The following is a 21,716-nucleotide window of genomic DNA, read 5'->3' on the forward strand; positions in this document are numbered from 1 at the left end:
GTTATGGAAAGAGCTGTTGAAGTTTTTGAAAACATGATTCGATGGCAACATCCTCTTGTAATGCATAATATAAATCCTTCCCCGCTTATAGACACGGTGGCTTTTCGTGTTTTAGTAAACTTATACAATCCAAATTGTCTTTGGGATTATGTAAGCGGCCAGTTTATTCCCTTTGAAAAAGAAGTTATCTATAAATTGAAGGAATTGATTCAATGGAATAAGGACTTAGTAGATGGGGTATTTACTTTTGGGGGGAAAGCTTCATTAATATATGCAGTAAAAATAGGTATTAATAAAAGTGATAGATCAACTATAACGCAAGGAATAGTAAATAAAGATTATGTTGTTATTACATCGGATTCTTGCCATTATTCGATAGAGTATGTTTGCAATCTTCTTGGACTTGGCACATCAAACTGCATAAGAGTCAAAGTCGACAAAAAAGACAGAGTTGTATTATCAGTCTTTAAAGAAATATTAATTAAATTAATTCAACAAAAAAAGAAAATTGCTTGCATTATTCTTTCTGGAGGAAATTCAATAAATAATGCAATTGATCCTATCAAATCAATTTATGCTATTGTTCAGTCCTTGGTTAAGAATTTTAAACTTGATTATACACCACATATTCATGTTGATTCTGTAATAGGTTGGCTTTGGTTAGTTTTTAGAAAATTTAACTTTGAGCAAAAATCATATTATGTAAATTCTGATATTATTAAGAAGATAAATAAAACATACAAAAAAATAGCACAAATTAAATATGCTGACTCTGCGGGTATTGATTTTCACAAAAACGCATTTAGTCCTTACAATACAAGTGTTTTTTTAGTGAGAGATAAAAAGCATTTGGACTCCATAAACAGAATGACTCTGATTGAAAATCAACTTGATAAGCCTGGAAATAATTTTATTCAGCACCACACTATAGAGCATTCAAGAAGTGGTGATGGGATTATTTCTGCATGGATTGCTTTACAAGAGATAGGATATGACGGTTTCCAAAATTATGTAATTCAAATGATGAAAATAAAGGATAAATTACTTTCAAGTCTAAATAAAGATGAATTTAAAATTATAAATGAGTTTGGTGAAGGTTTCTGTATTGCAGTTATTCCAATTATTCAGCAGTATACCAATATGTATTCCAATCTTAATATTGTTAGTGGAGAAATTATTGAAGAGATGAACACATATTGCTTCAATTTCTTTGGATTTATATCAAGAAATAATTCCAAAATGGTTCCAATACTTGGGTTTGCGGCGAATTATCAGTCGTTTTTAAACATAAAATGTTTAAATATTCTTAAGATTTATCCAATGTCTCCTTTTGTTGGATCCAAGGAAATAAATAGATTTATGAAATTATTAAATAGTGAAAAAGTGTGTTTTGATAAACTTCCAACTAAGCCATTGACTGCTAATGAATTTAAAGCAAACTACCCAAAATGAAAATCGCTATTTCTAATAATTCAATCGACCCTTTGTTTCAAGCAACAGTTAATGATTTTATTACTAGACTATCTAAAAAGCCTGAAGTATTGGGAATTGTTTTACTTGGTGGATTAGGCATGAAACAACATTTTGATAAATTTTCAGACGTTGATATTTCTGTATTTGTTATAAAGCCTCTAAATAAAATTCCAAATTGGCTTCCAGGATTCGAGTTTGAATTTGAAATCCTAAATTCACGAAATAAATATTTATCATTCAATATCCATCAGCAGGATTTTATACTAGAAAAATCTTCAACATGGAATGCTGTAAAAGTTGAAGCTTATATGAATGGGATAGTTGCCTTTGATAAACAAAATAAAATAACGAATCTAATAAAGCATAAAATAAAGCAATTCAAGAAACAGGCCAGCAAAAGGCTTATTGAAATATTTGCCATGTTGCCAGCATCAATTGAATTTCATCCTCTTAAGCAATGCCATAGGGGATTAATAAGTAATGCCCACTTTATATTGAATAATGCTATTTCCGATATTGTTGAATTGATTTACCTAGTTAATGGTTCAATTTTCCCACATCCTAAATGGAGAATTGAGAATTCTTTTAAATTACAAATACTCCCTAAATTTTATAAGAAAAAACTAAATCAAGCCTTGATCATAAGGGAATTATCAGCAAGGGATATTTATAGACGTATTAAATTATTAAAATCAATATATATGGATTTAAAATTAGAGATTTCGGAGAAGTTAAATTTAAATAGCGACCCTTATACTTATGCTTGTAAAAAAATTCTAAATAGACAATTAATAAATCAGCCTTATTGTGAAAAAGTGATGAAAATTATTAAATTTAGGGGAATAAAAATATCAAGTAAGGATTCGAAATATTTATTTGGATTAATAAATTTTTATTTAATATCGAATTCATCTGAATTAGTTTCTCTATTAAATAGTAACCAAAATATAAGAAGTAGAATGAGTAAAGAAATGTACAATATAATTATGAATGCTTTCAATGATGCAAAATGAAAAAATATAACTTGATCAAAAAATTGCAAAAAAAAGGATGGCAAGTAATTAATAATCAGGACAATTTATCGGTAAAAATAATTCCTGTAAATAAGTTTTGTTTATGGGACTTTGTTTCGAGAGACGAGGAGTATGTAACAGGAACTGAGATGTTGAATAGGGGTAAAAAATGTAATGCACTGTTTAGCTATAAACAGGCTTTAAGCCTTATCAGTAATTCACAACTTATACCTAAGGAATGGGAGAATTATAAGATAGTTTTTCCTGGGGCATTATGGAATTCAAGGTTTGGTGAATTGCATTGCCTATATATTTATCATGATGTAAAATGGCATATGTCCCTTTATTGGCTTTCTTATGACTTTCACCATAACTGTAGATTTTTAGTAGTAAATTAGCACCTTTCAAGCAACTATTATAGGTTGTTTAAATGTAATAATTCGGTTATACTTGAACAAAGAATATCATTTAACGGCTTTTTGGTAATTTCAAGCATAATAAATTAAATCAAAATTAAATAGTTATTAAGGAATTAAAAATAATTAGATTTCCTTACCTTTATTTTTAAAGCGTGATTAATATTAAATAAAATGAACATATTTCAAGAATTTCAATGGAGAGATGTAGTAAAGGACTACACTAATGATGCAGAAAAGCAATTGGCTGAAAACAGGGTAACAGTATATATCGGTTTTGATCCAACGGCAGCAAGCTTACATGTTGGTTCATTACTTCCGATTATGTGCCTTGCACGCCTTCAAAAATTTGGACATACACCTATTGCAGTTGTAGGTGGCGGTACGGGTATGATAGGCGACCCAAGTGGTAAAACAACAGAACGGCAATTATTAACTCCAGAAACAATTGAAGAAAACTTGAATGGTATAAAAAAACAACTTTCGCGTTTTCTTGATTTCGAGACTAATGATAATCCTGCTTCAATTATAAATAACGCCGATTGGTTAGTTTCTGTTTCAATGATGGAATTTTTGAGAGATATTGGTAAATATTTCACGACTAATTACATGCGGTCTAAGGACTCCGTAAAAAAAAGAGAAGAAGAAGGGATTTCATACACAGAGTTTAGCTATATGCTTTTACAAGCCTATGATTTTCTTGTTTTATATGAAAAAAATAATTGCACAGTTCAAATGGGAGGTAGCGATCAATGGGGTAATATTGTTGCCGGAATTGATTTAATCGGAAAGCAAAAAGGAAAACAAGCTTTTGGACTTACTTTCCCATTAGTAACCTCGTCAACAGGTGTAAAGTTTGGGAAAACAGAATCAGGTACAATTTGGCTTGATGCAAATTTAACCTCACCATATAAGTTCTATCAATTTTGGCTCAACATAGCAGATGAAGATGTAATTAGATATTTAAAATACTTTACTTGGCTTGATAAAGCATCAATAGATGGACTTGGAAACGAAACTAAAATTAATCCAGGTCAAAGAAAAGCACAGCAGGTATTGGCTGAAGAAATTACAAAAATAGTTCATGGAATTGATTTACTAAACAAGGCTAAATCTGCTTCTCAGATATTATTTGGTGGCGATATGAAAGGATTGACTGCCAATGAAATTAAGGACATATTTGATGATGTACCTTCTTCAAATTTCCCAATAAAAGATATTGAGGAGGGTAATATTAATATAATTGATTTTTTGGTTACAAACCAAATTATTATTGGGAAGGCTGATGCAAGAAGACTGATTGATAGTGGAGGAATATATCTCAATAATGAAAAAGTTTCCCAAACAGATTTGATAATTACAAAAACACTTTTTATAGAAGAAAAATTTATTGTGGTTAGAAAAGGTAAGAAAAATTATTTTCTCATAAATTTAATATAAGTTGAGGATGAAATACTTAGATAAATTCCCTACTGTCGAAAAATTAAGTGGCAAAAAAGCAATATTTTTACTTGGCACTGATCAGCACATTGGCGAAGGATTAGACGAAAGTGGAAATAAAAAAGAAAGTGAAACTCGTGTTGGTTTGGTTCCAGAACAAGTCGAAGCAATTAAAAAATGGTTGGAATTGAATGGAGTAGGACTTGATTTCTTTTTCATAAAAGGAGCAGGAACTAGGGCTGACTTTCTTGATAGCTCGTATTTAAAAATTGGAGGACAAGTTTTATTTGAGCATCAATTGTCTTCAATGCCTGCACCAGATGTTGTTCATGCTTTAAAGGAGCCTTGCGCTTATGAAACATTTATTCCAAGTCCATTTTTAAGAATAGGTGCATTGCATTCAGGAGCATTTGATGATGAAAGTGGAGTTGGTTTTCTATTTAAGAAAAGAAATTTTTGTGCAATTTTTGATGGATCAAATATCGGTACCGACACTATAATTCCAATAAGAGGAGCCATGTCCGTGTTTGCAGGAGAAATAGCTTCGGAATTTGCGGTAAAAAACTTTATTGAACATGGGCAAAATAATGTAAAAGTTATTATTTCCGGCGGTGGAGTTGTTGGCAGTGCTTCTGTTAATGAATTTCTTAAAAATGGTATTGATAAATGTGAAGAGATAATTATTGTTGAACCTAACGAAAAATTAGTTGAAAAACTTAAAGAAAAGTATACCGATCAACCAAAAATCAAAGTTTTAAAAGGTTCAGTTCTAACATCAGAATTAGTAAATAATGCTAGTGCGATTATTCTTACTGCCTTTGTTAAGGGGCAATCATCCCCAGACGTTTTAATGTTTAATGATATTTCTTTAATGAAAAATAAGTCTATAATTGTCGATGTTTCAATAGATGAAAGAGGTGGAATAAAAATAGATAATTTTGCTAAAGGAGATTTTTCATTAGCAGAGGTTGTTAAAAAAATAAATAGTGAAATAGACAGTTTGTCTAAAGGGATTAAATATATTGCAGATGACCATTTACCAAAGCACAAACCTAAAAAAGCTTCTATTGCGCATGGTGAAGCCATTATGCCCTATGTTTCTATGTTATTGTATTGCTCAGCAAAATTAGGTGGAGCAAGGCAAGCAGCGAAATATATTTTGACTGGAAACTTTAGTGACCAATATGATAAAAAAGCCCAAGAATTATTGCAACATCTTAAGCGTGGGCTTGCATTCTATAATGCATCTCCAATAAGGTATAATAACAACATAATTAATGATGCAATTAACAAAACAAATCTTAGTGATTTTTTTAATGAATCAGGTATTGAATTTGATGAGTTTGTGTAATTATATTTTTTTATTAATTTTCATAAAATTTAGGTTAGTTTTGACAAGACTACCAGTTGGTTTTTAGTTTTTTGATATATTTCTAAAAGAGAATATTGATAAATTAAATAATCTGCAAAAGTAGAAAGTTATGTTAGTCATATGAATATACATGAAAGTAAAACTTGTCATTTTTGATTTTAATAGAACTCTGCTTAATCATGATACACAAAGAGAGAATGTGGGGGCCACTGAACTATTGAAAGAAATTAAAGAAAATAAAATTGATATATGTATCGTAAGTAGAAAAGAAGCAGGTAATATAGACAGAGAAAAGTTACTTTACCAGCAAGATTACATTCGCTATGTAAACAAAATTTACTTTACAAAAGGAAATATTAGCAAAAAAAGTAATTATAAGAAAGCGATGCAATCAATGGAGTGCTTACCATCTGAAACTTTAGTCGTTGGGGATTACTTAATGAAAGATATTAAACCTGCTATCGAATTAGGATGTATAACAGTTTGGTTTAAAAAGGGCAAGTTTGCTTCAGAAACACCTGCTATTACTGGAATTTATCCAACAGATACAGTAGAAGAATTGATAGACCTCCTAAAATTAATCAAATGATCCTGGAAACACACCGACTTATTTTAAAACATTATCAATTAACAGATAAAGTAGAATTGTCAAAAATTTGCTCCGACAATGAAGTAATGAAATTCGTTTTCAAAGGTGCTGTTAAATTTGAAATGTTTGATGTGTTTGTGAATGAGTATTTCGCTAGTACAGATTCTTTAATTGGATTGGGAACATTGCTTATTAAGGAGACAAATGTAATAATTGGTTTTGCAGGATTACATCTTAATAAGGAATTTAATAATACTGATATTGAGTTTGGATTTGTAATTTGTAAAAACAATTGGGAAAAGGATTTGGTAAAGAAATTGGAAAAGCACAAATTGAATTAGGAATAAAATTGGGCTATTCAAAACTTTTGGCATGTGTCCATCCAAGCAATTCGGCTTCTATAAATTTATTAAATCAGTTAGGTCTTGAAGTATTGAATTATACAAGGCTTGATAGAGGCGAAAGAATAATTTTCACAACGAAAGATGTTTAGATTTAAATCTATTGGAATTTTAATACAAGATATTGTAATTATTAAAATTTTTCCTCTAATCTTTTGTAATATTTTTTTCATCCCGATACTTTTGTCTGATCTTTCCCAAATCATTTAAGGACTTATTTGTATACCCCAATTCATATTCTCTTTGCCCAGAAGACATGCCAGATAAGTATGAATTAATTGGTCGAATATCCTTTAATAATAAAGCAAGCATTTTAGGCTCATATTGAGCCAAAATATACGCATTATTAAATCCGACAATAAATTGAATTTCTTCTATATCCATCAGAACTTATCGGTTGAATGTTTATTTAAATACTCATTGATAGAATCAGTATCATACAGAATAATTTTCTTTTCCGGCTGGGAAAATCGGATTTTCCCTTCATCCCTAAGTTTTTGAAGAGTAGTCTTACTTTTAATCCTTAGCTTATCCATGGCTTGATCACCGGAAATCCATTTATCCTCTTTTATACCTTCCTTTTCCTTAATCCTTGAGACTACCTTTTCAATCAACAAGTAAAAGGCTTCATCCTCCAGACAAATGACTTCCATAGAATAAAAATACGCAAAAAATTACGAAGGAAAATAAATATGTATAGAATGGTGTAAAATGTTCGACCTATGTTCGACCCGACTAAAATAAAAAAGGTCCGGATTTCTCCGAACCTAGTACCCGGGGCGGGACTTGAACCCGCACGGCCATCACTGACCACAGGATTTTAAGTCCTGCGTGTCTACCAATTCCACCACCTGGGCAATTCAGTAGTTAGGAGTCAGTGGTTAGGAGTCAGTAAGACTTAAGATGCTAAACATTGACTTTAAACTTGAATTTTTATTACCTATGTAATAAATAGGGTCGCAAAGATATTATTTGGAATTTAGTTTACCCCTTGCTTTTGAAAATATTTTAAGAAGTTCGGTGGATTCTACTCTAAGTAGTGTTAATCCTCTAATATTTTCTGGATACAAGTGCTCTAAAAGCTCAAGCCAGAACTGTGTTTCATCAGTTTCTTCAATAACTACACTGATTTTAGAATACCATTCTCTTTCAGACCTACTTACACAAGCTGCTCTAAAATTAGAAGCTATTGAAGTTGAAGATCGAATTATTTGGTTTTTAAGAATTCTAGATTCTTGATTGTCAGGTATTTGTCTTAAATATTGCAAAACATGCAATGCAAAATCAAAAGTCCGAACCCGATACTTTTCATTGAACATGGTGTCTTCATAAATAGTGTTAATATCATTTGTGTCAAAGTCTATCGAATACTGCCAACCATTTACTGACTACTGATTATTGACTACTGACCACTAATTTGAGCGGGAGACGAGACTCGAACCCGCGACCCCGACCTTGGCAAGGTCGTGCTCTACCAACTGAGCTACTCCCGCATAATATCATTTTGATTGGTTTTTCCTTAAAATCCAGGAAAAAAATCAAAATTTGGTATTTCATCCAGCTATTTCATTAAATAAGCTGGCTATTTTTTTAGGGACTGCAAATATACAATTTCAGGGAATTCCTGCTAATGAAATTGAAAATATATTCTGCAATATGGATTAATATTAACTATTTATAACATATATATATTTCTCAAATTTAAGATATTACGTTTTTATGTCGCTATTTGTTTCCTAATAAAAAAATACCAATCCCTGAAGTGTAAGCGATGTTTCCATTCTAAAATGATTGGTTGCTAAATGACGGGATTTATTTATTGGCTTGTATAGCTATTTTAGGACAATAGAAATTCTTAAATATCAAAGATTTCATTTTTGAAAGTTTAAATGGCTTGTAATTTAGAAAAATCATTGTTGAAGGTAGCTGCATTATTTTTTCTTCTTGTATTGCGTTGTCTTTTTGTCACCAAATTTTTCGATGAGTCCATTTTGAACTCCATTTTTCAAATCTCTGCTGGCTGTAGCCGTTGAAATCTCGGAAAATAGTTTCAAATAATCTTTCCTTGTAAAAGTTTGGGAGGAATCATTTAAAAATTGAGCCAACCGTTCTGTTTCATTTAATTTTTTTGTACCCAATTCAAGTAATTCATCTAATGATTTATCCAGGATACCTAGCATAAATTCTATAAACTTTGTTGACTTTCCTTCCTTGTCAGAAATTGAAAGTGCCCTATAATACGCTTTTTGATTTTTAGAAATCATGGTTTCAAATGGCAAAAATTCAAACAGCGGATATTCACTCATAAGAATCAATGTTTGCCAAAGTCTTCCCATTCTACCATTCCCATCCATAAAAGGATGAATAAACTCCAATTCATAGTGAAAAACACAAGATTTTATCAGTGTTAATTCGGTTTTGTTTTGTAGATATTTGAATAAATTACCCATGAGATATTTTATATTCTGATGTGGAGGGGCAATATGTTCAAGCTTTGATGCTTTTACGATTCCAACAGCTTTTGTCCTATATTTTCCAGGAGATTCTACAAGTCCAATCATCAATTGCTTATGTGCGATTAAAAAATCTTTTTCCGAATCATGGGCATATTTTTTTAGCTCTTTGTAAACTGCCAATGCGTTTACCACTTCCTGAATGTCTCTTACTGGGCCAACGACTCGTTTGCTTTCAATAATTGCAGTAATCTGCTCTTCCGAAAGTGTATTTCCCTCAATGCGCAACGAAGCATGAATGGTTTTGATTTGGTTTTGCTTTCGAAGCTTTGGATTCTGCTTTACTAAATACCTGGCGTTTACTTCTCCAATTTTTTGAGAAATAGAAGTAATGCTTTTTAATATCTCTGAACTCAGCTCGTAAGGTGGCTTTGGCATTTTGATACTATCATTTGATACTATCAAATGTACGTAAAAGATTTAAATTTGAACCCAACTTAAAGTTAAAAATGGCTCAAGGATTTGGGATTGCATAAGCTCGGACTTCTGGCACAAAGTTCCGGTCGAAAGACAACTCTTGAAAAGTAAGCCTTGAATGAATGCTTTAAAAAATAATTAAATTCAAATTCTACTATATTTTGAATTGCATATACATACCTGTCCGGAACCTTAAATATGCATCCACCTATAATACCTAACAGAATTTCCCACTGTAATTTTCAAATAGTATATACCCGTGGCGTAGGTTCTAAAATCTATTGGAATCTTATCCGTCGAATTAGACCAAATGCTTTTCCAAATGATCTGACCGGAAGCATTTAAAAGCTCGATGTGTGCTACTGCAGGTTGATTAATTTTAAATAGGATATATCCAAAATCAGTAACAGGATTTGTTGCAATACGCACTGCCTGAATTATGCCCACATCTTCCAAGTCATTAGGAAATTTTACAGTAAAATTAGCCGTACAGGTTTTAGGGGATTCGCAACTGCTCTTTACTTCAAAGCTTACGTCTGTAGAACCTCCCGTATTGGGTGGAGCACCTGAATTATTATTTGAAAAAATTGGATTGCATCCTCCACTAAAATTTGCAGATGCCAACCAAGCTGAAAATTTTGCATCAATTGCTGATTGCGTTTGTCCGGCTGCTTCTTCACGGTCCATTGGACAGTTTAATATAACCGGTGGTGCATCGGTAACAGAAAATGTAGCATTGCAGGTTTTTGGAGGCTCACAATCGCTAGTTAGCGTAAACCACACAGTCTTGATACCCCCACAAAATGATGGAGCTCCATTGTTGTCATTGCTTAATGCAGCATTACAGCCACCAGAAAATGAAACGGTCCGCAACCAGATAGCAAATAAGGTATCAATTGCTACCTGCGTCTGACATGAAGCTTCTACTTGACTCATAGGACATACTAAAACAACTGGAGGAGCAGCCGTTACACTAAAAACAGCCGAACATGTTACCGTTGGATCACAGGTACTGGTTGCCGTATATGTTACTACCACTACTCCGCCACAGGCCGGCGGTGCACCGGAATTATTATTAGATAAATTTACATTACAACCTCCAGTAAAACTTACCGTACTCAGCCAGTTTGAAAATTTAGCATCAATACTGGATTGCGTCTGACAAGCAGCCTCGGTTTGATTAGCTGGACAATTCAAAATCAGGTCGGCATGCTTCAAACTGCGGCCAAAAATAAATGGATTGAAAAATAAACTTGCAACAACTAGTGCAATCACAAAAGCTGCTTTGTTTTTAGCTTTCATAACAGGAAATTTATTGCAAAATACTATTTTTAATTCTTAATTTTTAATTTTTAATTTTTTTTACTCAGCTCTAACCACTGCAAAACGGATCCATTCGCAGCCAGATTCTGAATGCATCACTAAGTAATAAATCTGATTCTTTAAATGATCAATTGCAATTCGGTTGCCGGATTCTATACTGATAGCTGAAAACCGATTCTTAATTGGATCAAATAACTGCACATTCCGGGTATCTGATAAGGAACTTAAATAGATATTATCAAAAGCCGGATTTGGATACACAAAGGCGTGTGATGCCAATTTTGAATCAGCCTCTTTCGCAGAAACTACTTCATTGATGTTTAAAACAAAATTTATATCTTTAGAACACGAAGTACTCGTCTTTGATACAATGTGCAGCTTTAAATTTGTCTGACTGACTTGATCTATTGGTTCATCCAATACAAGTTGTTGTCCATGAATTTTAAAATAATGATTATCTACTCCCAAAGAATCATAGATAAACTGATACTCTGACTCCAAACTGTCTTTCATTACATTGCTTGTCCAAAATTGTAAAAGCGTATCACCCACTTTTGAATATTTATAAACACTCAATTGGCTGATTTCAATTTTCAAGGAATCGGGAACCGGCTCAAAGACAAAGGGATCTGCATCGTTGCCGATATTACCATTCTCTGTAAATATTAGATGCTGGGGCAGATCTATGATCTTATCCTGGGATGCATCATACAATTTAAAGTGTACTTGGTTTCCACTAATAATGCTGTCGTAAATAACCATATAAGCATAATTGCGATCATTTACGACGCCATCAAAACGTTGCACACCGCGCAACTCACCTCCAATAAAAGCTCCAATCATATCGCGTTCGTCTTTAGACTCCTTACACTGAATTACTGCTACACCTGTCAAAGTCATGGTGTATTCATACAAGGCCGGATCGAAGTTCCAGTTGGGTTGAGATTGGACGGTTATTGTGATTGCCATTACAGCAATCACAATAAACAGTTTAGTCCAAATTTTTGTATGAATCATACAAATTTTTAATAGGTTTTAAATATCGTCTGTGACTTTTGTTTGTCCGACGTAATTAATTCAAAGATGTATCCGGATGGCACTAAATCCAATTTAGAAACATCGATGTGCTTTAAATTAAATCCTTCATTCAAATCAATTTGCTTAACAAACAAGACCTTTCCCTGAAAGTTACTTATTTTAATAATTGCTGTTGGATCCGCTTGAATTGCATTGTATTCCATGTGTATCTGATCTTCAAAAATATGTGGATATACACTGAATCGTTCTTTGTTTTCTTCTGTAGATAATTTCTCACAAATTGATTTAGGAATTTCAATGAGGTATGGGAAATCTATACTTCCCAATGCATCATTTGATCCAAACATCAATTTATGATTTAAGTTATAACTCACATTTGTTTTCTTGTCAATCAAGTAAGCATCCAGAGATTCATCCTGATCACCTGCAATGGTAATAAATCCATAATCCTTATCGTACAATTGTTCGAATGGTGCCTTTCCTCTCCATGTTCCTTTTGCATCTTTAAATCCAATGCCATACTGCCCTGCTTTAAATTTTTCTGTACATGGATTCAATGCTTCCGAAACAATAGTCATATTGGAAAAATAAGCACTGTGATCTACTTCCCAATAGTCTTCATCTCCGGTCCGCACCGTTAAATCAATTAAATTATCAAACATACCGGCAATAGGAAAGTAGAATGTTTTACTTGGTGTTGCATTGGATTTATACATATATCCTTCTCCGGGTACCAATGTTTTCAAACTACCAACCCAACCTAAGGATACGCCATTATACATTGCAAAATTTGTTTTGCTTTTAATTACATCTCCAATGGCTGGATTTAATCCCCCCAATGCTTGGGCTACAGATTGTTGACGGATGGATATAAAACCTAACCAAGTCCAACCTGTTGTAAGTGTAATTGGTTTTAAAGTCGGATTGGTTACCGTTCCTTTTAATACTAAAGTATCATTTACCGATTTATACAATTTGTACATGGATTCTGGTCGAATGCCATAAGGCGTTCCACCTGAAACCAAAGATCCAGTCCAAAGGGTTCCATTGTAATTTGCAAATGCATCTCGATTTTTAATCTGATCACCATTAGTTGCAACAGATGCAAGAATTGTTCCTAAATCCAATGGATTGGGTGTGGTTAAAAAGAAACTAAGCCAATTCCAACCTTTCTTGATTGGAAATTCATAAGACACATTGGCATTGGTTTGAAATATTTTTGGATCAATCAATGTTCCAACAATGGAATTGGCTTCAAAGGTCAGATTGGCTGGGACAACAGTAACATCTGAGTAAATTTTTCCACCACTTGCATCCCATACCCTAAAGGTCAATGCTTCTCCGGTTAAAAGGTTGCTGTAAATATTTAAAAATACTCGGTAATTATCGATCTGTGGTACGTATTCCACATGGGCTATCCCGCGTATTTCCTGCCCAACCATAACCATCAACTTGTCATTGACGTCGGTGGACCAAACTCCATTGATTTTTACTTGCCCAATAATACTCATGGTGTTTTCGAATTTGGATGGATCAATAACCCAATCCGGTTCTTTTGCATTGACTTTAAGATCCAGACTCAATTTTTCTTTGTAATTAAAATCTGTCAACAAACCAAGATTGACATTATACTGTCCCAAATTGATCAATGGATCAACTTTAAAATTTACAGGAATCACACTGTTTGGTGCAATCGTACCCGTAGTAGGTGTGACTGTCAACCAGGATGGGATATCGACAATATCAAATTTTTTAGCTTGTCCACCCCGGTTGTAAATTGCTGAAGAAAATGCAAGATTATCTCCGCGGATTATTGAATAAACCAACAACTGATCTTGCCATACCACTTGATTTTTATCAATATATGCAATCCAGGTTACAGGAGATTCCATCACATTGCCATGTAAATCTTTGATCCCCTCTACTGTAATATCCAGTGTAACATTTTCAATCAATTCCGGTGCTGTGGTTGGCGTTAAAATAATTTGATCATTGTTTACAGAATAATCAAATGCAATGCGTCGAATCGGTCTTTGAATTTTAATTGTAGGTGTAACATTGACCAACGTAGCTCCATTCGGAGTGATTGTATGTTTGACCAAAGCCTGATCAATAAAGGTTTGACTTAATACGTGAATGCCACTTGGATCTTTTGTATATGCTTCAAACGGCAAATACATTTCCAATCCAAGCTCATCACCAATCATCCTGTTTTGCTTGTCGCGTAAAATTTGTTCGCTGGTTCTGGATAAATTCCAAAAGCGGAATTCGTCCATGCCTCCTTTAAAATAATTATTGACGGTTTCAGTTTGAGCAATGGTATATCCTTTTGCACCGAGATACATGCATGCTCCACTCAATTGCCTGAAATTAGTAGCCAACATCGAACTCTCAAACAAGCCATCCATGTAAACGGATAAATTGCCTTCCCGTTTCATTACCAATGCCATGTGATGCCAGCTTCCATCAAAATAATTTTTTGTGGTAGCTACAAAATCTACTTTATTGTGTTTGACGTGGATCATACCTGCTGCATCTTTTTCAATATTCCAGGATACCAATGAATCCGATTGCAATCCATCTCCGGTTCCATTTGAAAACAAACTGGCTACTCCTGCTTGATTGGATTTAAACCAAAACTCCAATGTAAAATCCATCTCATCGGTGATGGCAATATTGGCGGTGCTTGCTTTCGCATAAGCAGTTGCTGCAGTAAAATCAGCAGCAAATCCATTGGGTGAAATTTGCCATGTTGGACCATTGATGATTGCATCTCTACGTTTTAAATGTTCGACTGATAAATTACCACTCGCCTCATCCATTCTCCAGTTGAATAACAATCCTGCTTCTGTACCTGCCAGCAACTTGGATTTATAAAGTGAAAATTCTGCCAAAGAACGTGCCTTACTCCAAATTCGCAATTCATGAATGTTACCTTTAAATGGATATACCGGTTGCGTTGCTACACTGTTTTTTCCGATAATCATGTTGGAAGATCCAATATACTTGGCAAGAATGCTGGTAGCTCCTGTATTAATAACTGTTGCCGTTGTTGCAGCATCTGCAAGGTACATTGTAGCAGTTTCCGTTTTGTAATTATAACTTAAAGCAATAAAATGCCAATTAAAATCATTAATTGCTGTTGTTGATGTTACGGTCGAATTATTTATCGTGAATACCAATTTATTATTTGCATCAAATGAAAGTGAAATGCGTTCATTGACATCTACTCCCTGAGATAATATAATTTGTTGCCCCAAAGAAGCTCGTTTTATAGACAATTCAATAGTAAAATCACGATTGTCTAAAGGCACTCCTCCATTGATAGTCATGCAATCATCAATCCCATCAAACAATAGAGAAGTCGCATGATCAACATCGGTTCCATTTACAATTCCTCTGATATCAAAATTAAATGCTGGATTAATAGATCCCAAATCGATGGGTTCATTAAACTTTATAGAGATCTCATCGTTGGGTGATAAAATTCCATCTGCAGGTGATGGTGCACCAAAAGCATGGGGATTGATGCGATCAATGATTCCTGAATGGGTTTCGGATACTTTTTCCGCTAAAGCACAATTAGAAACCACTCGTAAATCATAAGCTCCATCAGTAAGTTGTGATACGTCCCAATCGTACAAAGTAAACGGAGTGTTTTGTGGAATAGGTTTAGCATTTGGATCGCCTAATCCTGTTGTGTCTTTATAAAATGTTTCCAATCCAATCCAATTGGGTGAACTGGATGGTTTATAATCAAATCGCAAATTTTCAAGATCAAAGAAGTTGATGTTATAATCTACAATTGCAACCGGCATGGTATCATGAAATGAATTATTTAATACCCATTGATCTTCAGGATATGCCAGACTTGTTTTAGAACAAGAAGGTAAAAAGTGGGCAGACAGATAGACAGAATCTACAATATCTGTATTAAATCCTGCACCTCCTGTATATTGACATTGTGAATGGATTGTAACTAAAATATTATCATAGTCATAAACTGCACCTGGACCTTTTCTTATGGTCAGAACTTTGTTGATCGAAGTACCCCCTGGAATGATCACATTCTGAAAAGGAAATCCTTCGATTGCTACAATGGCACCAAATGGATTGGTAGCTCCTACCACATCCACCGTAAATCCATTTATAAAACCAATCTCTGATTCATTGCCTAATGTAAGATTAAATACGGCTGGTTCATCCACCGGAATATTGGTTTGAATGGTTGGACTGGCACTGATGGAGGGCTTGTCAATTTGCAGAGTTCTTTCACTGACTATAGTCCCCGGATTGTAATAGATTGTTTTAGTTTCAGGTTCATGTGGACAAGAAGTAGCTCCTCCTGCTTTGTTTTTAAAAATTGGACCCCATCCTAAAATAGAAGGGAACACATCTACTGAATAAAAATCACCAATGTCCGGATCGTCTAATTTATAGGAAACTGTTTCTGAACTGTCTTCGTCATGTGTCCAGTCTCTGCCACTAGTAAATTTCATTTCAATGCCTTTTTCAAAACCAACTCCATTGTTGCTGATTTTTCCTTTTACTTCCAACAGTAAATTGGCAGTAGTAGCATATTCTACGGATTGTGTATAGGAACTAGCCGTTTGATGACTCATGGAGGATGAAATGGAAGTTCCACCAGTCAGAGTATAATTAGTAGGTGAACCTAGACTCGCAAACTTATCTTCAATTCGTTGTTTCAGTGCAAGATACGTTTGAAACTCTTCAAATATTTCTGCGAGGGCAATTCCAGTTCCAGTAGTTATGGCAAATGTAGCATACCCTGCAAATGCAGTGCCCGGAACCGGTATGGCTATCAATCCGTAAGCAATCACAATGCCACCCAAACCATTTGCAACAATTAATGAGTAATAAGCGGCTTTAACTTCTGAATATTCATCATCCAGATTATCCAGCTCAATTTGTTTTAAACTATCAATTGCGGTTTGATTTTTAATATTCACTTTTTCCCATTCATTCAATCGGATGGCTTCAGTCCAAAGACGAATTTGATTGTTTATTAGTCTTACAGAATCACCATTCAAACTATCTATTAAGTTGATGGCACTGTACTTATAACTAGGACCATCTAAATCTGCATATTCTCCGGTATAGGGTGTTTGGGTAGATGCCAAAACACCAAAGGCTTTATCATCGTTATTTTTTCCATAATTCGCATGTCCTATGGGTAATTTACTCAAATATTTAGGATTGCTCTGCAACATTAAATTGCGTAAAACTTGCAAATTTGGAATCGTGAAATTTTTAATATCGTATTCATTAAAAATAAATTGAGTTTGATAACCACCGGGTACCACAGACAATCCATATTTTTTTGCGAATGAAAAAGCACCACCGGGTTGCGATGAACTGCCACCTATGCATTGGACATCTGTACAGAGTCCATCCGGAATAATTGCTAATTCTTCAGCAACACCAAATTGGAGATTTTTCGATTTTCCAATATACAGATCACTATTTGCACCGGGTGAAATTACAGTACCTCCATAAGTCGACCACTCCCGAGTGTTGGTTGTAACTACAGATTGTGTGCCATTATTTCCTCCACCGATTTCAGCTTTAAATCCAGCAGAGACATTAGACTCTACATCGGTTTCCAACAATACTCCAAAACCCGCTGTAAATTTTGCTCCAACATAAATATAGTCTTTGGTATGAACTGCTGCTCCAAGATTCCATTTCCAGGAAGTCATTTCAGATTTTGTTGAACCAACAGATCGGGTTGCTGTACTTGCAGATCCTGGGGGATCTCGTAATATATATTCTGGAACTTGAGGACCAAAGGTCACAAATTGTGCACCATTTGATTGTGTTCCTAACAAATAACCATGAAACGTTGCATCTCCTCCTGTAGGAATCATTCCTACTGGAACCGGCAACCAAGGAATTGAAGTACCGCCACTGGTAATTAAATTTATTTCAAATTTCCGCGTATAACTGTATTCAGGAATGGATAAATTTTCAATAAAATTGGGTATGCCTGGTTTAAAAGAATAGATCAAAGTCTTTAAACTATCTAAGGTATTTACTTCAGATAAATCCAATTCAACTTTTGGTAGATGAGACAATTCATTATCAAATTTAAGTGTTCCATCCGTTGTTGGCACACTGTCTATTTTATATGGTAAAATATCAAAGTTGGTATAAGATTCATACACTTTGATCAAACATCTGTATTGAAAATTTTCATCTCCTTGATGAAAAACGGGCCAGCGAAATGGATCCGTGCGCAAATTGCGAGTCGTAGTAACCATGGTTACATTGTTGGTGTGCGTATATACCGAATCTCCAATAAATGGACTTAAACCGTCCTTATCATAAACTGCAATTTCTGGATTCACCCGATAGATATAATCAAGTTGCCTGTGAAACTGAATCGAATCAACACTTACTACCCCACCTTGCGTATTAAACACGGTATCATACTTTGTGGTAAGTATGGGTGTACCCGAAAGATCCAATAAACTCAATACTCCAAAATTAATAGTCGGGTTATTCAAAATCTGAACACTAGGTACATATTTCAAAGGGGGAATAAATGTTACAAACTCACCGGTAAGTGGATCTGTAATGATGGTATCTTTAGAACAACCACCACCTTGTTGAGAAGTTAAAATTATTTTTGCTATTCCAATATTATTTTTAGACTTACCAAGTCCGGGAATTTTAGAAGCTTCACGCAATCCACCCACTACTCGACCAACTACTTTAATTAAAGTAGAATCGATGAAACTGATTCCAGCCAAATCATCCTGAAAATTATATTTACCTGTGGCAGGAAATCTGTTTACCGAATAAATATGTCCGGGTTGTTCCGCTTGAATAAAATGTTCACCAATCGGAACTTGAACATCAAATGCTCCGGTAGGATCTGTTTTTGCAGCTGTACCATTTACGATCAATAAATCTCCATCAATTTTTATGAATGCATCACCTACTCCACATGTTGTATTCAGATAATTTAATGTTCCTTGAACACGGAATGAAGATTTATCTGTGAAATTTATATTGTTGTGGACTGAAGCTCCATCACCAATAAATAACGCCGTTGTAGAGGGATTAAACTCATGGGCAAGATAACTGGGAGTTAATACAAATACTTCTCCGGCATTGTTGTAAGGTATTACAATGGTATAATTACCCGATACATCTGTATATCCGGCAGAGCTTAATTGAGATGTTGTCGGAACTGTATTTGACCAAGAAACCGAACCAGAAAAAATTGCATGATTTTTATTAAATAAATTTCCATTTTTTGATCCATCGTAAGCATAGTTGCCAAGGCCTTCATTCATTCTTAAATATAGGGCGATTCCAGGTTCACCTCCTGAAATGATGCGGGCAAAATCCTGTGCTATCTTTTGCTTTGTCTTTGACATATTCCAGATTCGAAGTTCATCCAAATTCCCCATCAAACCATTCCCAATGGTCAGGTTGTTACTGGTTTCATTGATATCGACCGTGGGCAAAAAGCTTGCGGGTACTGCCTGAGATGCTACTCTGAGTCCATTGACAAATAGTTGCAAACTGTCATTGGTCACTTGAGCTAAAATATGACTGTAATTATTTATTGGAATATTTGAACTTGAAATATTTAAAGTTGAACTAATTGCTGGGCTCTCATAAATTATCAATCTATATTGATTGGATGCTTGAATGAATTTTAAACTGAAGCAATTTACTTTCTCAAAAATGGTAAAATTTGCAGCATACGAAGTCGGTCGAATCCAGGTTTCAAGAATTAAATTCGAACCAAATGCAAGCGATGGACTGTTTGGTATCACTAGATTGCCACCTGCAAAAAGTAAACTTTTTCCATTATTTCCAGATGTATTTTCAGAAGAAATTTTAACGTCTTTTACTGCGATGCCCCCAGAGTATGTGACTTGTCCGGTAACAGTTCCTGTTTTAGTACGAAATCCAATGGATTCAGAAGTATTAGAATACACAGTGGTCGCTTCACACAAACCTTCAGCTTGTATGCGGTATTCATACAATACACCTGCTTCTGAAAATTGATCTACATAAATGTTGGAACCACTATTTTCAGATGCCAATAACGAAAACGAATCCAGGCTTCCCAGAATTCTTCTATAAATTTTATGCTTATTAATAATATTTTCATTTCCATTCGTCCATTCCAATTGAATTTTATCTGTAAAATATCCTTTGGAAGCTTGCAACGCGTTAGCTCCATAAGTTTGTTCAAGCATAGGGGTTAACATAGCAGACGCAAACTTAGTTCCATTGCCTGTTGGGTAGCAAGCTGATTTTGCTTTAATTTTATATTTATAGGTTACACACAAATTGACATCTAAATCTGTGTACATGGTGGTATTGGCGGGGACTTCTATCAACAATGCGGCACCTCCGCCGGTGAAAGTTCGCTCCAAAATAAATCCGGATTCATTACTCGAATTATCAACCCAATTGACTTTTATTTTGTTGGTGTCTGCCATTGCTGTTACTCCGGTAGGCTCATTAGGAATTCCAGCAGCATTACCTGGCGGACTGATTGTTCCTGAATAAGTAGTTGACCAATCGCCACAGGTATTTTTTGCTATAAGTCTATAATAATAATTTAGATTAGCAGATACTGCAGCATCTAAATAGGATCTGCTTCCACCAGCGATTGTGCTGGATAATATACTGAATCCGGAATTTGGTGCAGTACTTCGTTCTAATTGAAAATTAACCGGATTCGATCCAGGCCATTGCCATTGCACTAAAATTTTTCCATCACATCGGTCGGTTGAGGCTGAAACATTTGTAGGAGGATCTAATGGTCCAATCACCCTTCCGTCAACTGGTGGATCGGTATACCCAGAGTAATTATCTATATAATTATTAGGTTGGAACAACGCTCTTACTTTATAAGAATAAGTCACTCCTTTAACAGCAGTAAAGTCATCGTAATATCCATTTTTTCCACCATCTCCTAAAAAGTTATTATTCCTATAAACATAAACTCTCCAATCTCCAGTTGGGCAAGGATTACTTGCAGGATTTGTCCAAGCTACCCTTACCTTCTCGCAATAATCATCAAAGGATGCAGACAAAGCAGTCGGTGCATTGATCGAAGTGGTTGCAGTAGTTTTTTCCCAATTTGAAATACTTACATCGCTATCGCCACCTCCACCATGCCAAAAACCATTGATTCGCATTGTAACATTGGTTCCCATTAAATCTGCAGGCAAATTGTAAATCCGAATCTTCATTTTAACCAAATCGTTATTACTAAACTCAACATAGAAAAAAGTCCAGGTCGTTGGACTATTTATATGATAAATGAAAGGGGTGCCGTCCGTATTGTCAGAACAACAATGACCATCAATATTATAATTATCATCATTCGCCCATGCTAGTACTTGTTCGTAATCGCCATTGGATTTTTTGTAATATAAATACATCCATTCCATCCAATCATTTATGCCATCCTTATTGTAATAAAGTATATTTACTTCCATGTATCCTCCACACGTATTGTAGGATACATCCCAGTCACCAGAACCAAATTCAGTTGCTTTCACTTCTGAAAATGATACTAAAAAGAAAAGGCTCATTAAATAAAAACTAAGCCTGGAAATTAAATGATTCATACGTTTTCGTTTTGAAATGAGAAATTGATTTGCTTGTAAATAAATGGGAACCCATGGCAAAAAAACTAAATGAATTCGTCATTAAAAGATTCGCT

General features: G+C 34.4%; 14 protein-coding genes and 2 tRNA genes. 7 read left to right on the forward strand and 9 right to left on the reverse strand.

All coding sequences use genetic code 11. The features are described from left to right. Nucleotides 1-3: 3 nt before the first annotated feature. The 7 genes from IPK91_06265 to IPK91_06295 all read left to right on the forward strand — a co-directional run bounded on the left by IPK91_06265 (nucleotide 4) and on the right by IPK91_06295 (nucleotide 6,644). Nucleotides 4-1,452 carry a hypothetical protein gene (locus IPK91_06265; GenBank protein ID MBK8296873.1) on the forward strand — a complete coding sequence of 483 codons (1,449 nt, stop codon included), beginning with the start codon at nucleotides 4-6 and terminating at the stop codon, nucleotides 1,450-1,452. Then, complete coding sequence (locus IPK91_06270; protein ID MBK8296874.1) at nucleotides 1,449-2,486, forward strand: hypothetical protein; 1,038 nt, start codon at nucleotides 1,449-1,451, stop codon at nucleotides 2,484-2,486. The genes IPK91_06265 and IPK91_06270 overlap by 4 nt, the downstream gene beginning before the upstream one ends. Beyond that, nucleotides 2,483-2,884, forward strand: a complete 402-nt coding sequence (locus IPK91_06275; GenBank protein ID MBK8296875.1) for a hypothetical protein — start codon at nucleotides 2,483-2,485, stop codon at nucleotides 2,882-2,884. The genes IPK91_06270 and IPK91_06275 overlap by 4 nt, the downstream gene beginning before the upstream one ends. Before the next feature lie 192 nt (nucleotides 2,885-3,076). Continuing rightward, a complete protein-coding gene (locus tag IPK91_06280; GenBank protein MBK8296876.1) occupies nucleotides 3,077-4,342 on the forward strand; it encodes a tyrosine--tRNA ligase in 1,266 nt (421 codons plus the stop codon). A 7-nt stretch (nucleotides 4,343-4,349) separates the two neighbouring features. After that, nucleotides 4,350-5,693: an NAD-binding protein gene (locus IPK91_06285; protein MBK8296877.1), complete on the forward strand. Its 1,344-nt coding sequence runs from the start codon at nucleotides 4,350-4,352 to the stop codon at nucleotides 5,691-5,693. A gap of 151 nt (nucleotides 5,694-5,844) precedes the next feature. Continuing rightward, entirely contained in the window at nucleotides 5,845-6,303 is a 459-nt protein-coding gene (locus IPK91_06290) for an HAD family hydrolase (protein MBK8296878.1), read from the forward strand. After that, on the forward strand, nucleotides 6,300-6,644 hold the full coding sequence (locus IPK91_06295) for a GNAT family N-acetyltransferase (protein ID MBK8296879.1): 345 nt from the start codon (nucleotides 6,300-6,302) through the stop codon (nucleotides 6,642-6,644). Before IPK91_06290 ends, IPK91_06295 begins: the two co-directional genes overlap by 4 nt. 207 nt (nucleotides 6,645-6,851) lie before the next feature. Here the strand turns inward: IPK91_06295 and IPK91_06300 are convergent, their stop codons facing one another. The 9 genes from IPK91_06300 to IPK91_06340 all read right to left on the reverse strand — a co-directional run bounded on the left by IPK91_06300 (nucleotide 6,852) and on the right by IPK91_06340 (nucleotide 21,621). Beyond that, nucleotides 6,852-7,088 (reverse strand): hypothetical protein, encoded by a 237-nt coding sequence (locus tag IPK91_06300; protein MBK8296880.1) that lies wholly within the window; start codon nucleotides 7,086-7,088, stop codon nucleotides 6,852-6,854. Continuing rightward, nucleotides 7,088-7,357 carry a helix-turn-helix domain-containing protein gene (locus IPK91_06305; protein MBK8296881.1) on the reverse strand — a complete coding sequence of 90 codons (270 nt, stop codon included), beginning with the start codon at nucleotides 7,355-7,357 and terminating at the stop codon, nucleotides 7,088-7,090. Before IPK91_06305 ends, IPK91_06300 begins: the two co-directional genes overlap by 1 nt. A 118-nt stretch (nucleotides 7,358-7,475) precedes the next feature. After that, nucleotides 7,476-7,561, reverse strand: a tRNA-Leu gene (locus tag IPK91_06310). A 111-nt stretch (nucleotides 7,562-7,672) separates the two neighbouring features. Continuing rightward, complete coding sequence (locus tag IPK91_06315; protein ID MBK8296882.1) at nucleotides 7,673-8,023, reverse strand: four helix bundle protein; 351 nt, start codon at nucleotides 8,021-8,023, stop codon at nucleotides 7,673-7,675. Between the two features lie 101 nt (nucleotides 8,024-8,124). Then, nucleotides 8,125-8,197: transfer RNA gene (locus IPK91_06320), tRNA-Gly, on the reverse strand. Nucleotides 8,198-8,635: 438 nt separating this feature from the next. Further along, on the reverse strand, nucleotides 8,636-9,595 hold the full coding sequence (locus IPK91_06325) for a Fic family protein (GenBank protein MBK8296883.1): 960 nt from the start codon (nucleotides 9,593-9,595) through the stop codon (nucleotides 8,636-8,638). Nucleotides 9,596-9,826: 231 nt separating this feature from the next. Further along, nucleotides 9,827-10,936: a T9SS type A sorting domain-containing protein gene (locus IPK91_06330; GenBank protein MBK8296884.1), complete on the reverse strand. Its 1,110-nt coding sequence runs from the start codon at nucleotides 10,934-10,936 to the stop codon at nucleotides 9,827-9,829. A 60-nt stretch (nucleotides 10,937-10,996) separates the two neighbouring features. Beyond that, on the reverse strand, nucleotides 10,997-11,974 hold the full coding sequence (locus tag IPK91_06335; protein ID MBK8296885.1) for a hypothetical protein: 978 nt from the start codon (nucleotides 11,972-11,974) through the stop codon (nucleotides 10,997-10,999). A gap of 8 nt (nucleotides 11,975-11,982) precedes the next feature. Next, the gene (locus IPK91_06340) at nucleotides 11,983-21,621 is read right to left on the reverse strand and encodes a hypothetical protein (GenBank protein MBK8296886.1); all 9,639 of its coding nucleotides are present in this window, start codon (nucleotides 21,619-21,621) and stop codon (nucleotides 11,983-11,985) included. Nucleotides 21,622-21,716: the final 95 nt, after the last annotated feature.

Source organism: Saprospiraceae bacterium (genome assembly GCA_016712145.1).
In the GTDB taxonomy this organism is placed as follows: domain Bacteria; phylum Bacteroidota; class Bacteroidia; order Chitinophagales; family Saprospiraceae; genus Vicinibacter.

Coding starts and splice junctions, on each gene's coding strand:
- IPK91_06270 (MBK8296874.1), top strand. CDS start 1,449: ATGAAAATCGCTATTTCTAATAATTCAATCGACCCTTTGTTTCAAGCA.
- IPK91_06335 (MBK8296885.1), bottom strand. CDS start 11,974: ATGATTCATACAAAAATTTGGACTAAACTGTTTATTGTGATTGCTGTA.
- IPK91_06295 (MBK8296879.1), top strand. CDS start 6,300: ATGATCCTGGAAACACACCGACTTATTTTAAAACATTATCAATTAACA.
- IPK91_06265 (MBK8296873.1), top strand. CDS start 4: ATGGAAAGAGCTGTTGAAGTTTTTGAAAACATGATTCGATGGCAACAT.
- IPK91_06280 (MBK8296876.1), top strand. CDS start 3,077: ATGAACATATTTCAAGAATTTCAATGGAGAGATGTAGTAAAGGACTAC.
- IPK91_06340 (MBK8296886.1), bottom strand. CDS start 21,621: ATGAATCATTTAATTTCCAGGCTTAGTTTTTATTTAATGAGCCTTTTC.
- IPK91_06275 (MBK8296875.1), top strand. CDS start 2,483: ATGAAAAAATATAACTTGATCAAAAAATTGCAAAAAAAAGGATGGCAA.
- IPK91_06315 (MBK8296882.1), bottom strand. CDS start 8,023: ATGTTCAATGAAAAGTATCGGGTTCGGACTTTTGATTTTGCATTGCAT.
- IPK91_06300 (MBK8296880.1), bottom strand. CDS start 7,088: ATGGATATAGAAGAAATTCAATTTATTGTCGGATTTAATAATGCGTAT.
- IPK91_06285 (MBK8296877.1), top strand. CDS start 4,350: ATGAAATACTTAGATAAATTCCCTACTGTCGAAAAATTAAGTGGCAAA.
- IPK91_06290 (MBK8296878.1), top strand. CDS start 5,845: ATGAAAGTAAAACTTGTCATTTTTGATTTTAATAGAACTCTGCTTAAT.
- IPK91_06330 (MBK8296884.1), bottom strand. CDS start 10,936: ATGAAAGCTAAAAACAAAGCAGCTTTTGTGATTGCACTAGTTGTTGCA.
- IPK91_06325 (MBK8296883.1), bottom strand. CDS start 9,595: ATGCCAAAGCCACCTTACGAGCTGAGTTCAGAGATATTAAAAAGCATT.
- IPK91_06305 (MBK8296881.1), bottom strand. CDS start 7,357: ATGGAAGTCATTTGTCTGGAGGATGAAGCCTTTTACTTGTTGATTGAA.